The organism is Bacillus cereus group sp. N14 (assembly GCF_016483555.1).
Classification (GTDB): Bacteria; Bacillota; Bacilli; order Bacillales; family Bacillaceae_G; genus Bacillus_A; species Bacillus_A wiedmannii.
This window is the reverse complement of sequence record NZ_JAEHBQ010000002.1, coordinates 119,219-132,778: the sequence shown is the minus strand read 5'-3', so window position 1 is coordinate 132,778 and position 13,560 is coordinate 119,219. Positions and strand designations below refer to the sequence as shown.

Genomic DNA, 13,560 nt, shown 5'->3' with positions numbered 1-13,560 from the left:
CCCCTCATTTTCTAAACTTGCGGTAATCTAAATCTCCTCGCTCTAATGCGTGCATTAACATTTCAGCACTTGCCATATTCGTTGCAAGTGGAATCGCATATACATCACATAAACGAAGCAATGCATTTACATCTGGTTCATGCGGCTGAGCAGTTAGTGGATCTCGGAAAAAAATCACCATATCCATATCGTTTTTTGCAATCATGGCACCAATTTCTTGATCGCCACCAAGAGGACCCGACTGAAATCTTGTTACAACTAAACCAGTTGCCTCCATAATACGAAGTCCTGTCGTCCCTGTTGCAAAAAGTTCATGTTGTTCAAAAATTGGTTTATATGCATACGCAAACGAAACCATATCATTTTTCTTTTTGTCATGTGCGATTAAGGCAATTTTCATCCGTTTTCTCCCCTTTAGTCGATAATATTTTCTAATCCGTACACAAGATGATCAAGGTTCATTACTGTATCAATTGATAGTTTTACACCTGACATAAAGGATGCACGATTGAATGAATCATGACGAACTGTTAACATTTGTCCATCTCCACCAAACATTACTTCTTGGTGTGCAATAAGACCTGGTAAACGTACACTATGAATGTGAATGCCGTCTACATTTGCACCACGAGCACCTTCTAATTGCTCTACTTCATTCGGATGACCTTGCTGCTTTGATTCACGGTTTTGACGAATTAGCTCTACTGTTTTGACAGCTGTACCAGATGGTGCATCTAATTTTTGATCATGATGCAATTCAATTACTTCAACATCTTGGAAGTACTTCGCTGCCATTTGTGAGAATTTCATCATAAGAACTGCACCAATTGCAAAGTTTGGAGCGATAATTGTTCCTACTGCTTTTTCTTTCGCATTCTCTGTTAATTGCTTTAGTTCTTCTTCTGTAAATCCAGTTGTACCAATAACAGAACGAAGTCCACGCTCAACTGCTAGTGTAACGTGTTGTTTCCCAACTTCTGGCGTTGTTAAATCTAACAACACATCAGCTTCTACTTCCTCTAAACAAGTATGTAAATCTGCGTAAATAGGTGCATCTAGCGCAGGCATGCCCGGTAAATCAGAGATTTTCTCTCCCCCATGCTTATAATCCACTGCAGCTACTAAATTAAAATGTTCCGTTCTTTCCATAAGAAGGACTGCTTCATGTCCCATACGTCCTCTTGGTCCAGCGATAATTACTTTAATTTCTTTCATTATTCTTTCTCTCCCTCATCAATACGTGTCCAGCGATCTTTATCGCGAGTATTAAATTTATTCATTACAATGTTATGTGCTGTTTCTAAATCAATATTTAAACTATTTGCCATACAAATCATAACAAATAATACATCTCCAAGCTCTTCTTCAATACTACGTTCTTTTTCAGTTGTTTTCTTCGGTTTCTCACCATAATAATGATTTACCTCTCTCGCAAGCTCCCCCATTTCTTCCGTTAAACGAGCCATCATTGCAAGTGGACTGAAATAACCTTCTTTAAACTGACCAATATATGCATCTACTTCTTTCTGCATATCCTTCATCGTTTTTACTTCCATACAATTCACCTCTAATCCTTCCTCTTTCATGTTAGCCAATTCATCGCGATTTGACAAATATTATTCCCTGCAAAACACCTATTTGCGCCCCCTTTTTAGATAGAATATAATAAAGTGAAACTTTCTTTTGCGGTTTTTGCAAAAGATCAGCCCGAACCAATTGGGTTCCAACGGCTGGTTTGCCCTCCTTCAGAGCTTTATCCCCTACCAGCCGTTGGAACGGGGTAAAGTGAAACTTTCTTTTGCGGTTTTTTATAGCCTTCACTATTTTTACTAAAAGCTAGAAATTACTTATCATTATGTTTTACCGTATCAGCGGAGCAATGCCATTTACATAATTAGGAGGATTTCTATATGACATCAAATTTGAAGATTCGAAATATCATTTTCATTTTAATCGGTTCCGCTATTTTTTCTTTCGGTATTGTGAATATCAATATTGAAAATCACCTTGCAGAAGGTGGATTTACCGGTATTACACTATTATTGTATTTTCTATTTAAGTTTGATCCTTCTTATTCAAACTTAATTTTAAATATCCCTATATTTTTTATCGGTTGGAAGTTACTTGGAAGAACGACATTTATCTATACACTAATCGGCACCTTCAGCGTATCTTTATTTCTATGGATTTTTCAACGTTACGAAGTTCTCAACTTACATTTAAACTTACAAAATGATATGACACTCGCGGCTTTATTCGCCGGGGCATTTATCGGTGTCGGTCTTGGAATAATATTTAAATATGGCGGGACTACTGGCGGTGTAGATATTATCGCGAGACTCGCTCATAAATATGTTGGCTGGAGTATGGGGAAAACGATGTTTATGTTTGATGCTATCGTCATTATCGTCTCTATTCTTACCTATTTATCATACCGCGAGGGCATGTATACGTTAGTTGCTGTTTTTATCGGGGCGAAAGTCATTGATTTTATGCAAGAAGGAGCCTATGCGGCAAAAGGAGCAACTATTATCTCAGATAAAAACGATGAAATTGCTGCCAAAATTTTATCTGATATGGAACGCGGAGCTACTTTTTTAAAAGCTGTTGGATCGTATACAAAAGTGGAACGGAACGTATTATATTGCGTTGTTGCTAAAAATGAAATCGTGAAATTAAAAAATATTATTACTTCTGTAGATCCTCATGCCTTTGTTGCTGTAAGTGATGTACATGATGTAGTTGGTGAAGGTTTTACGTTAGATGAAAATAAAAATCCTTTACATAAATAAACGCAACTAGAAAAGCTCTCTAGCTTTTCTAGTTTTTTATTACATATTTTTTAAGTTTCTCTAAATCCTCATAAATAAACTCCAATAAACTCCTATTATAAAAAATGGAAGCAGGATGAAAAGTCGGGAAAATATGATATTCTTTCTCTGACCATGTAAACTCTGCACTTTGCATATCCTTTAATTTTTGAATGGGCTGTATTAATAATTGTCCGTGCACATCTGTAATTTTTTTATTTTTCCCCGTTAAACGTTGAAGGCCGATATTTCCAAGTGTAACGATAAGCTTCGGGTTTATTTTCTCTAATTCATAATCTAACAAAGGGGCATGGGCAAGTATTTCTCCTTGATTTGGCGTTCTATTATACTTTTTCTGTATGATTTCACCATTTCGTTCTTTTTTCTCTCGCCACTTATATGGTCTACTTCGAACAGCGCTCGTGATATATACTTCTTCCCTTTTAACTTGAATACGCTCTAAAAAATCCATTAGTTGTTTTCCTGCCCTCCCGCTAAACGGAATCCCATTATGAATTTCTGTTTCACCAGGCGCTTCTCCTAACAACATAAATTTCGGATTTTCAGGACCTTGTCCACTTAAGAAACCTTCTAGCTGATAAGGAGCACTTTGTTCTTTCACTTGTTTTACTAAATGGCTTGGATATTTCATTTTCCCCACCGCCTTTCCGTATTACTTCTATTATTTCTATTTGCAATACATTATATAATTCAATCCACAAAACAAAAAAGACTATCAAAATTGATAGTCTTTAGTCGTCGCTACGCTGCATACCAGTATACATTAATACGAGACGTAATAATTCAAATACTGCAACAGCTGCAGCCGCTACATATGTTAATGCTGCCGCATTTAATACTTTACGAGCTTGCCCATATTCATCTGTTGATACGATACCTAACGCTTCAATTTGTTGCATTGCACGCTTTGATGCATCAAACTCAACTGGTAATGTAACGAGTTGGAACACAACACCTGCTGCCATTAAAATAATTCCTAATAACAATAGTTTTGACATTGTCGCAAATATACCAATCATAATAAATACCCATGATATATTCGATCCAAAATTCGCCACAGGCACTAACGAATGACGAATACGCATAAAGTTATAATCTTTTGCATCTTGAATTGCGTGTCCTACTTCGTGCGCTGCTACTGCTGTACCAGCAACTGAATGACCGTAATAGTTATCTGTTGATAATCGAACTGTTTTGGCAGTTGGATCATAATGGTCTGATAAATGACCTGGTGTTTCTTCTACAGCTACGTTGTATAATCCATTTTCATCTAAAATCTTTCGAGCCACTTCCGCTCCTGTCATACCTGATGTTGAATAAACTTGTGAATACTTGCTATAGGCACTACGTACTTTTGACTGTGCATACAACGGTATGATCATTATGATCGCGAAGTAAATTAAATAAAACATCATGAACCTTTGAACCTCCATTGAAGTTTTAATTATAGTACTTCTCATTCTATTTTCTTCTGACATCATTGTCAATGAATAAACCTTACAATCCATATCTTTATTTATTGCATTATCTATTTTTAGAGTGTACATTACTTTTTCTTTTTTCTCTCTCTCCTTTATACTTTCTCCATCCAACATAAGTTAATGTGAATAAAATAAGACCTCCAGTAATTGTCATAAACCAAATGAGAGAGGGTGCAATTTCATCTTTTTTTACTGTGTGAAATATTTTTTGCAAATCCCCTTTAATGATTCCTAATTGCATTTGCCCACCTTTCGTTTTTAACATAACGTTACGAAATTCATCCAAATAAGATAAATGGGCATTTACACGCTGCACTTCGTTTTCTGGCAAAGCAATCATTAAGCTTGGATAAATAATATTAAATTCATGTAAAAATGTGTTTAACGTTTGTTGAAACTGTCCCGTATCTTCTTTTTTCATCGCTTTTTCCATTTGAGAAAAGGCACCCATTACTTTTTTTTCTCTTTCCATCCAAAGTGGTTGATATTTCGACACTTTCGCATCAACAGCGAGCTGTAGGGCTAACACATTATCAATTTTAACTTGTTTACCTAAATCTGTTTCCGCGAGTGATTGTTTCGCCTTGTCGTAAGCTAAAGAAATAACTCTAACTTGATCTGGCGTTACTTCTTGCTTCTTTTCATTCCCCTTTATGACAAACTGCTCCGAGAAATGTTGTAATACTTGTACTGCTTTTTCATCTTCATTACGCTTCACTAATTGTAATGAGTCGTCTAACAACCCTGTTAGTTCACTCCACTCTTCAGCATATATACGTAACGGAAACATTATAATTAGAAATGCTATCAATCCAATTAATGTTCTCTTCATCACGGTCCCCCCTATAACTACTAGTACAAAATATGTTAATTGGGACAAGAATAGAACAGAACTGGACCGAAAAATATATTATCGTTTTACAAACAAAAAAATTCTCTTTAAACAGAGAATTTTTCCTTTGAAATCCTTTTCTTTTTTACGAAATATCTATACAAGCTGTAACAAAGTATGCTGCCACATAAAATAAATAATAAAATTGCACACGCAGCATGCATAAAGAATTCTTCTGGTAACATTAATATAATTGGATCCGTTTCAATATCAAACATCCAATAATCATTACTGAATAACAGCTTATGGAATAATACAAAACTCTTTTCAAAATTAATAGCGATCGGTAACATGAGCGCGATCGGTAAGATAATTGTTAAAATTGATCCGTGCAGTAAAAACTTTTCATTTTTCTTTTTTAATAAATAAATCCCGCCTATTATTGCAATCATAATTGTCGCATACATTACATATTGAATCTTTACTAAAATATTTTTAACATCTACAAAATGAATACGGCCATTTGTAGACATATCTAATGTTGGCAACTGCAATGCTCCATCATAAAACGGCGATAAATATGTAATAAGCACATCATAATTTCTTTTAATATCATCCTTCGTCATATCCGCTAAATCTGGAATGTTTAAAAAATCAATTTCAAAATAATATAGCCATTTTCCGTATACAACCGCCGTTGTTGCGAGTGCAAATATAGAAAATGCTATACTATATGAAACAACTATAGTAATCAATCGATCCAATATTTTTGTACCACTCTTATTTTTCTTCATTTTCTCCCCCTACATGTTCTAACTATCATAAAGAAAACTGTTTTCGGTTCTCACGCAAGCAATAATAATATGTAAGACATAGTGTGACGATGCTTAGCCAAAACGTAAAGTAACCAATTTCTTCTACAAACAAATGCATAATTCCATATCTCGGCATTTGCCAAAATAAATAATCAATTGCATCATTATGTAATGTCCATATAGATGCTACCGCAAAATGCCATTTTTTTATACGGTAAAACGGTGCATATAACAATCCTTGTACTGCCATCGCAAAGTGCGAAAGCATTAACATATACCCCATAAGACCAATAGGACCTTTTACATAGATCATAATTGCATTTACAACAACAGCCCATATACCATATTTCATTAAAGTAACAATCGCTAGCGCCTCTATTAATCCCCAATTTCTCTTTCTTAAAAAAGCAATTAAAACAAAGACAAAAAAGAGACTCGCCATCGGGCTATCGGGTACAAACGGCCAAAATATAGGTGAGGTTTCTTTTAATTGATTTCCATACCATATAAATCCGTATATTGTACCTAATATGTTAACAACTAATAAAAATAATAATATAGAGCGTTGTCTTAACATTGCATACAAATAAACCAAGCTGTATGTCCAACACCTTTCAAACAAAGTCATTCTTTCCTCAAACTCTACTCTATTATATAGTAAACTTTCTTTCATCAAAATAAAAAGCTGACTACAAATTTTGTAGTCAGCTTTTTATTATTTTTTATTATACTTAGCAATGAATTCCGAAAGCTTCTTCAATTCCTCATCCGTACCTTTAAATACGCCTTTAGGCATTGAACCTTTTCCATCTTTCGCAATTTTAGCAATTTCTTCTGGCTTTAAAGTTAAATTTTGCAGTGCCGGTGCTGCTGCCCCGCCTTGTAAATTGTCACCGTGACATGTTAAACAAGTATTTTTTTGCATTAATTTATAGCCGTCATCATTTTTATCAACTGGTGCTGTTTTTACAATTGCTCCTTGTTTTTTTGCAGCTTCCCAGTCGTGGTGTGCTACAGATTCCCAAGTTAAAAAGATAATCGATGCAATTGCTAAAAGCATAAATCCAGTTGCTACAGGACGCTTCAATGGGCGTCTTTCTGGGCCTCGATCAAGAAATGGAGCTAACAGTAATGCGCCAAACGCAATCCCTGGCATAATAAACGCTCCAATTACAGTAAATGAACCAGAAGCATAAGAATACTTTAATAACTGATACAAGAATAAGAAATACCAATCTGGAAGTGGTATATATCCGGCATCAGTTGGATCCGCCATTCTCTCAAGTGGTGACGGATGCGCCACTGTTAAACATAAATAACCGATTAAAAAAACTGCACCAACCATCCATTCTTTTAACAAGAAGTTCGGCCAAAACGCTTCTGTTTTTCCTGGGTATTCAGAATAGTCTTTTGGAATATTTGGTTTCCGAGCTACTGGTACCCGAGAATCTCCTACAAACTTCATCCCTTTGCCTCGATGCATAATCTCCCTCCTTTAGTTCTTTCCCCTTTAATTTAGCAATCTCTTATAGCGGACCGGAAATACCTTGTTTGCGAATCATGATGAAGTGGAAGGCCATTAAACCTAGAAGTGCTGCTGGTAAGAAGAAGACGTGAATAGCAAAGAAGCGAGTTAATGTTTGAGCGCCAACAATTTCGGAATGACCAGCGAGTAATGTTTTAATATAAGGACCAATGAGCGGCGTTTGCTCTGCAATTTGAATCCCTACTTTCGTAGCAAATAATGCTTTCATATCCCACGGTAATAAATATCCGGTAAAACCAAGACCTAACATAACAAAGAAAATAAGAACACCAACAATCCAGTTTAACTCACGAGGCTTTTTATACGCACCCTGGAAGAAAACTCTAAGTGTATGTAAAAACATCATTACAATGACGAGACTAGCGCCCCAGTGGTGCATACCACGAACAATTTGCCCATATGCAACTTCATTTTGTAAATAATAAACCGATTCCCAAGCATTTTTAATATCAGGCACATAATACATCGTCAAAAACATTCCTGATAAAATTTGAATTACAGTAACGAAAAAGGTAAGTCCTCCAAAGCAATAAACGAATGCAGAAAAGTGATGTGCCGGGTTTACATGTTCAGGTACTTCATGATCAGCGATATCACGCCATATTGGTGTAATATCTAACCTTTCATCTACCCAATCATAAATTTTATTTAGCATCTACTTTGCACCCCCTTTTGGCTTCGCTTTGCCTAAATACAGCGTTCCATCTTTTACTTTGGACTCGTATACATCAAGCGGAGCAAGGGGCGGCGTACCTTTGATGTTCATCCCGTCTTTTGTGTAACGGCCCCCGTGACATGGACAAAAGAATTGATTCGGATGTGCTTTGTCCGAATTCCAGTTAACTGTACATCCCAAATGTTTACATACTGGAGAGAACGCAACAATGTCTCCGCTTTCATCTTTATGAACCCAAGCTGATTTTGGCTCTTCGGACTTGTACCAACCATCAACCTGCTTCACCTTAAAATCGAAACGTTTCGGCTCTGTTGTAATATCCTTTACTTGTGCAACAGCAACCATATCCGTTCCCGCTTCTTTTCTTAACACCGGATCAAGCGCAAATCGCGTCATCGGCATTAAAATACCCGCTGCCATAAAGCCTCCTACCCCTGTAAGGGTGTAATTTAAAAACTGTCTTCTTGATACACGATGTTCTTTCTCGCTCACGAAAATTTCCCCCCTCTATCAGAAATTGTCCCCTCGTGATAAATTATATAAAAAATAAAAACTAGGACACTATCATGATATAATACGCTTAGGTACAGGTCAATATCATACTACTCATAATAATAAGAACTTTCTGTTTATTATTACTTTCCCCACTTTTCTTCTAACATCACCATTATATTTTTTATATGTGCATGAATAACTTCTCTTTTCGCTTGATCACTAAATTGTTCTAACGCTAATGAAGGAAACCAAAATAAATCTCCTTGTAACTCTTGCATATCTTCTTTCCATGAAAAATCACTTGTAACATAAGCAATATGCTTAAAACCTTGCTTTTGCAAATGATTTGTCCATTCTTGCAAACGACCTTTTTCATTTTTTTGACTTTCTACTAAATACGTAAATGCAGGTAGTAAAAGTACTCTTCCTTTATATTCTCTTTCCAACTCCATACTCAACAATTCGATAAATTCACCTTGTTCTACTACCATTTTCATTTCTTTTGCTGCCGAAATTGATAAAAGTGGTATAACACCAGTATCTACATACTCTCTTGCTTGCTCAAACTGCTCCACATCTTTTACACTCCATTTCAAATGTCTTCCCTCCCTTCATTTGTAAATAACAGAACTTTCACTTTATATATATTAAACCATACTAAAAGAGGTAAAAAAAGAAAAACTACCTATATTAAGGTAGTTTTTCTCAAAAAGTCTGAAATTTGTAAAATTTTATGAATCCAAATGAATTCTATAACATCTTTAACTCAGCTGTTAACTTATGAAACGCTTCCTTATCTTGCTTATCCAGCGCTTCATCAATTTGTTTCAAAAGACGTTCTCTTCTAAAAGAAAATACACTTTCTTCTAAAAATCTTTCTGCAAGTAAACGATCTTTTTCATTTACTTCAATATGCTTTGGTAAATACGGGTTTTCTTCTAATACAGCTACATAATTGGCATTTTGAAACGATGATTTAAAATTGAGTTGAATATAAATATCTTCATCTCGATTTAAACGAATATCATGAAACGATTTTTCAGCATCTGTTGTCATAACATTTTGTTTAAAAAAGTGAAACGGTGTGTCTTTCACACAATTCGCGGACATCACTAAACCACGTGGACAATATTTTGCATGCTCTACGAAGTGGACTTTATGCATCAATTGGTCATGACTCATTAAATAATTCAAAATCCATACGCATTCACGCTGTTTCAGTTGGTAATTATTCAAAAACCATTTTACAAAATCCTTCTTCTCGTTTACAGAAACAGGGGTATTCATAGCAATTAAGTCCCTCCTCTGTCTTTCTCTTTTCTTTTTAGATTCAAGAAGCGGTATTCAGTTTCCTTCCAACTTATGAAAAATCCTCTAAATTATATAACAATTCTTCAATATGAATTTGTGTCGGGTCTAGTTGTATTAACTGAGTAAATACTTCTTTCGCCTCTTTTCGCATACCTTCTTCCAATAAGAAATAACCGTACTCTTCCAAGAAGTCTGGATGATTCTTAAAAGAAGTATATGCACTTTCATAGTGTTTTAATGCATCCGAATACATTTCTAATTGTTTTTTTGCAAACGCAAGATCCCAAAGTAGTTGTGTATCTGGTTCTCCGCTATCAATCGCACGCTCTACAACTGCAATTAGCTCTTCATACTTTTCTTGTTCTTTTAAGATATACGCATATTTTAATATCGCACCTAAATGTCCTGGATCTAACTCAAGCGCTTTTTGAAGCACTTCCTCTGCTTCCACTATTTTCCCTAATTTCGCCGCAATGTTCGCTAATTCTACGTAAAATGGTACAGAAAGCTCATCTACTTTAATTCCTTCTTGAAGTGTTTCATAGCTTTCTTGAAGCATTCCTTCTTTTTCATAGCTTTTCGCTAAATACATGTAAAGCGATGCATACTCCGGATCTAATTCTTTTAGTTCTTGCCAAGCACCAATTGCTCTTTGGTATTCTTCACCTTGGTATAATGTGAAGGCATATCCAAATAATGAGTGGATATCTTTTTGTTCCTCTAAACCTGCTTCATAGTAAGAGATCGCTTCTTCCCAATTTCCAATCGCACTTAACGTTTCTGCGAGGCGAAGTGCAATGACAACTCCACCCATTACTTTATGTTCTGCTAATAGCGACTCATAATGAGTGATTGCCTTTTGTTCTTCACCTTTACTACTATATAACTCTGCTAATCCAAACGTAATAACAGGTTCGTCAGGCATCATTTCTTTCGCCTTTAATAGTTTTTGTTCTGCTACATCATCGAAACCTTGCATTTGGAATAAATCTGCAACAAGTAATAACGATTGAACATATAAATCATCATTTTCTGGAATATCATGAAGCACTTCAATTGCTTCATCTTCTTTGTCTAGATCAATATATAATTCTGCTAAAAATACAGTGAATTCACTTTCTTCCGGATACAATAAACGCAAGTCTTCTGTAATAGCTAACGCTTCATCCGTAAATCCAAGTGTATGATAGTAACGAGCAATATCATACTTCTCTTCATCATTCGCAATTTTTAATTGTTCTTTTAATAATTGTAATCCTTTTTCCGCTTCACCATTTTCAATATATGAAACAGCTTGTTCAAACTTTTGCATAAACGTCTCCTTTAATTCTAAAAAATATTATTTTCTGTTCATTTATCTCGCTATTTGCGGGCAGTAAGACCCTGATTAGTGAGGGCTGATAATCAGTGGGGATGAACCATCCCCCACTGATTAAAGTTTCACTTTATCATAAGCAACTAAGTGTAAGAACGCAACCTCTAGAATAAGCATACTTCTTCTTGTACTTTCACTGATAACGATTCGAATATGACACCGATACCGCATTACTACTTTCTATTGTACCGTTTTCTTTCATTACCGTGCAAATAACTTCCGATACGATAAACTTAACTAAATCTATACAATTCAATCAAATTCACACAAGTTAGTGCTTCATCGTGTTCTCGCAACCCCAAAGGGACGAGGGGTATAACACTCCACACGAGGCAGTATCGTTACCTCCTATTATCAAGCATTTATTTTACCCATCTTGATAAATTTATCGCAGCATTTAAATCTCTATCATGATGGCTATTGCATGGAACACAACGCCACTCACGTATTTTTAAACTCCACTGTCCTTCTAGTTGAACTGAATGGTCGTATTTCACTCCGCAACATGAGTAAATCTGGCTTGAGGCGAACCATTTATCAGCTTTTACATACTCAATTCCATACTTCTCGCACTTGTATGACAAACATTGAAAGAAGAAGTTTAATTTTTGAAATGAAAATGCTTTCGATAGTTTTTTGTTTTTTAACAGGTTTGAGACAGGTAATTCTTCCACAACAATCCTCATTGGTTTGGTTTTCACCAATTTAGCTGTTGCTTGATGGATATGGTTATTTCGGATATTCATAATTTTCCTAGATAACCGCAGGTGCTCAGTTTTAGCTTTTTCATATCCGGCAGATTGAATTTTCACACCTTTTTTAAATCTCCTAGCCATATCTCTTTGCGCTGACTTTTTCCTTTTCAAAAGTTTTTTAACCTTGGCATCTTTGTTTATATTTCGTTCCTTCATACCATTAGAAGCCACAAACAGCTCTTTTAAACCAACATCCACACCAATCGACTCAGCGGTTAATTCTTGTAATTCAAAGTCTTCTTGGAACCCTACACTAATCCACCAGTGACGCCCATCAAAGGTAACTCTTGGATTTGATGGCTTCTTGTTTCTTGGTAGTTGTTGGCTTGTTTTCACTTCTCCAATAGACTGAATATCAACTACTTTCTTTCCTATAATCAGTCTTTCATAATTGGCATAAAAACTTTGAATTAAATCTTTTTTGGATTTATAAGAAGTGTGATAACCATTTTTGTACTTTTTGAACGAATGTCTCCTCGCCGTATCAAAATCTTTTGAAGCCTGTTTGGGAACTTGTGCGTTGATGTCTTTTAACCACTCATATCTCTTTCGCTTCTTGATCTTTGTAAATCGTTTCTGTAAAGCTAACTGTGAAACAGATTTTCCAAATAGCTTATAGTATCTATCACTCATTCTTTTACAATAGTTATAAGCAAATCTTGCAGCACCAGCATGGTTTCTAAGCACTTTTTCTTGTTCAGGCGTTGGAATCAGTCTGACTTTCTTCGCCAATATCATCAGAATGTAACTCCTTTACTGTGCAATTATTCGGGCACTCACCTTTCAGATAATGAAAGATTGGTTCTTCTGAATCGTAGCGTGTTCCACCAGCATTCTCCTCAGACTACTAGGATACAAGCCTGTTAATTTCGATACTTGACTAACTCGTGAAAATTTCATTATTATTCTCACCTCATCGAGCCTAACATAGCACATACGTTCGATAATTTCAATAAAGTTCGATAAATTCAATAAAATTTATCTTGTTCAACTAAGGGCTCAATTCCTTAGCCAGTTCTCTTATAAATTTCTCATATTTTCACATGAGCGCAGACTATATGTTTATCTACTTAGAGATAGAGGATTTTTCCACCACCATAGGCTTGTGGTGTACTCTCGTCAGTTATACGAGATAGTCGCCTCGAACCATCTTATCCATTTTGACTTAGATGATTCGAGGCGGAAGACCCATTGTTCTAATGTTTAGGATTTAACCTTGCACCATCTGATTGATTTTTTCTGCTTTCGCGACATTCACGCTCGCTATTTCTAGCCACGTTGTAGCTCAATCAGCTTTAGGGATTGCCCGCAGTTCCCCCTCACTACTAGCCAATCACTTGACTAGCAGGGCTTACTGATATATTTAATTAACTTTCGTTATAATTGGTTAAATAAATCGTAACAGTTAGTTACCCTTATTCATTATTGCCTGGCACGGAACCA

16 protein-coding genes are annotated in these 13,560 nt (G+C 35.7%); 1 reads left to right on the top strand and 15 read right to left on the bottom strand.

The annotated features are described in order from the left end of the window. Positions 1–4 precede the first annotated feature (4 nt). Genes mgsA through JDS82_RS04085 form a run of 3 tightly spaced genes read right to left on the bottom strand, consistent with a single transcriptional unit; the run spans position 5 to position 1,556 of the window. The gene (gene mgsA, locus JDS82_RS04095) at positions 5–400 is read right to left on the bottom strand and encodes a methylglyoxal synthase (protein ID WP_000684762.1); all 396 of its coding nucleotides are present in this window, start codon (positions 398–400) and stop codon (positions 5–7) included. Positions 401–414: 14 nt separating this feature from the next. Continuing rightward, on the bottom strand, positions 415–1,215 hold the full coding sequence (dapB, locus tag JDS82_RS04090) for a dihydrodipicolinate reductase (RefSeq protein WP_000658799.1): 801 nt from the start codon (positions 1,213–1,215) through the stop codon (positions 415–417). Then, entirely contained in the window at positions 1,215–1,556 is a 342-nt protein-coding gene (locus JDS82_RS04085; protein WP_061672450.1) for a nucleotide pyrophosphohydrolase, read from the bottom strand. The genes dapB and JDS82_RS04085 overlap by 1 nt, the downstream gene beginning before the upstream one ends. Before the next feature lie 354 nt (positions 1,557–1,910). Between JDS82_RS04085 and JDS82_RS04080 the strand changes: the two genes are divergently transcribed. Beyond that, complete coding sequence (locus tag JDS82_RS04080; protein ID WP_000203306.1) at positions 1,911–2,792, top strand: YitT family protein; 882 nt, start codon at positions 1,911–1,913, stop codon at positions 2,790–2,792. A gap of 28 nt (positions 2,793–2,820) precedes the next feature. Here JDS82_RS04080 and JDS82_RS04075 read toward each other — a convergent pair whose 3' ends face one another. The 12 genes from JDS82_RS04075 to JDS82_RS04020 all read right to left on the bottom strand — a co-directional run bounded on the left by JDS82_RS04075 (position 2,821) and on the right by JDS82_RS04020 (position 12,855). Then, positions 2,821–3,462 (bottom strand): uracil-DNA glycosylase, encoded by a 642-nt coding sequence (locus JDS82_RS04075; RefSeq protein ID WP_046955218.1) that lies wholly within the window; start codon positions 3,460–3,462, stop codon positions 2,821–2,823. A 100-nt stretch (positions 3,463–3,562) separates the two neighbouring features. Continuing rightward, a complete protein-coding gene (locus JDS82_RS04070) occupies positions 3,563–4,246 on the bottom strand; it encodes a zinc metallopeptidase (protein WP_075308939.1) in 684 nt (227 codons plus the stop codon). Positions 4,247–4,355: 109 nt separating this feature from the next. Continuing rightward, entirely contained in the window at positions 4,356–5,144 is a 789-nt protein-coding gene (ypjB, locus tag JDS82_RS04065; RefSeq protein ID WP_000831596.1) for a sporulation protein YpjB, read from the bottom strand. Between the two features lie 107 nt (positions 5,145–5,251). Then, the gene (gene lit / locus JDS82_RS04060; RefSeq protein WP_000739736.1) at positions 5,252–5,938 is read right to left on the bottom strand and encodes a lipoprotein intramolecular transacylase Lit; all 687 of its coding nucleotides are present in this window, start codon (positions 5,936–5,938) and stop codon (positions 5,252–5,254) included. 25 nt (positions 5,939–5,963) lie between these two features. Then, positions 5,964–6,554 (bottom strand): lipoprotein heptaprenylglyceryl N-acetyltransferase LhaT, encoded by a 591-nt coding sequence (gene lhaT, locus JDS82_RS04055; RefSeq protein ID WP_000262814.1) that lies wholly within the window; start codon positions 6,552–6,554, stop codon positions 5,964–5,966. A 120-nt stretch (positions 6,555–6,674) separates the two neighbouring features. Then, on the bottom strand, positions 6,675–7,442 hold the full coding sequence (qcrC, locus tag JDS82_RS04050; RefSeq protein WP_000554600.1) for a menaquinol-cytochrome c reductase cytochrome b/c subunit: 768 nt from the start codon (positions 7,440–7,442) through the stop codon (positions 6,675–6,677). Positions 7,443–7,485: 43 nt separating this feature from the next. After that, on the bottom strand, positions 7,486–8,160 hold the full coding sequence (gene qcrB / locus JDS82_RS04045; protein WP_000932700.1) for a menaquinol-cytochrome c reductase cytochrome b subunit: 675 nt from the start codon (positions 8,158–8,160) through the stop codon (positions 7,486–7,488). Beyond that, complete coding sequence (gene qcrA / locus JDS82_RS04040; RefSeq protein WP_001290419.1) at positions 8,161–8,673, bottom strand: menaquinol-cytochrome c reductase iron-sulfur subunit; 513 nt, start codon at positions 8,671–8,673, stop codon at positions 8,161–8,163. It lies immediately after the preceding gene. A gap of 143 nt (positions 8,674–8,816) precedes the next feature. Continuing rightward, positions 8,817–9,272 carry a YpiF family protein gene (locus tag JDS82_RS04035; protein WP_000872168.1) on the bottom strand — a complete coding sequence of 152 codons (456 nt, stop codon included), beginning with the start codon at positions 9,270–9,272 and terminating at the stop codon, positions 8,817–8,819. Positions 9,273–9,426: 154 nt separating this feature from the next. Continuing rightward, positions 9,427–9,963: a ReoY family proteolytic degradation factor gene (locus tag JDS82_RS04030; protein ID WP_001095922.1), complete on the bottom strand. Its 537-nt coding sequence runs from the start codon at positions 9,961–9,963 to the stop codon at positions 9,427–9,429. Positions 9,964–10,036: 73 nt separating this feature from the next. Then, on the bottom strand, positions 10,037–11,299 hold the full coding sequence (locus tag JDS82_RS04025) for a tetratricopeptide repeat protein (RefSeq protein ID WP_199712747.1): 1,263 nt from the start codon (positions 11,297–11,299) through the stop codon (positions 10,037–10,039). A 425-nt stretch (positions 11,300–11,724) separates the two neighbouring features. Then, a complete protein-coding gene (locus tag JDS82_RS04020; RefSeq protein WP_199712746.1) occupies positions 11,725–12,855 on the bottom strand; it encodes an RNA-guided endonuclease InsQ/TnpB family protein in 1,131 nt (376 codons plus the stop codon). Positions 12,856–13,560 lie beyond the last annotated feature (705 nt).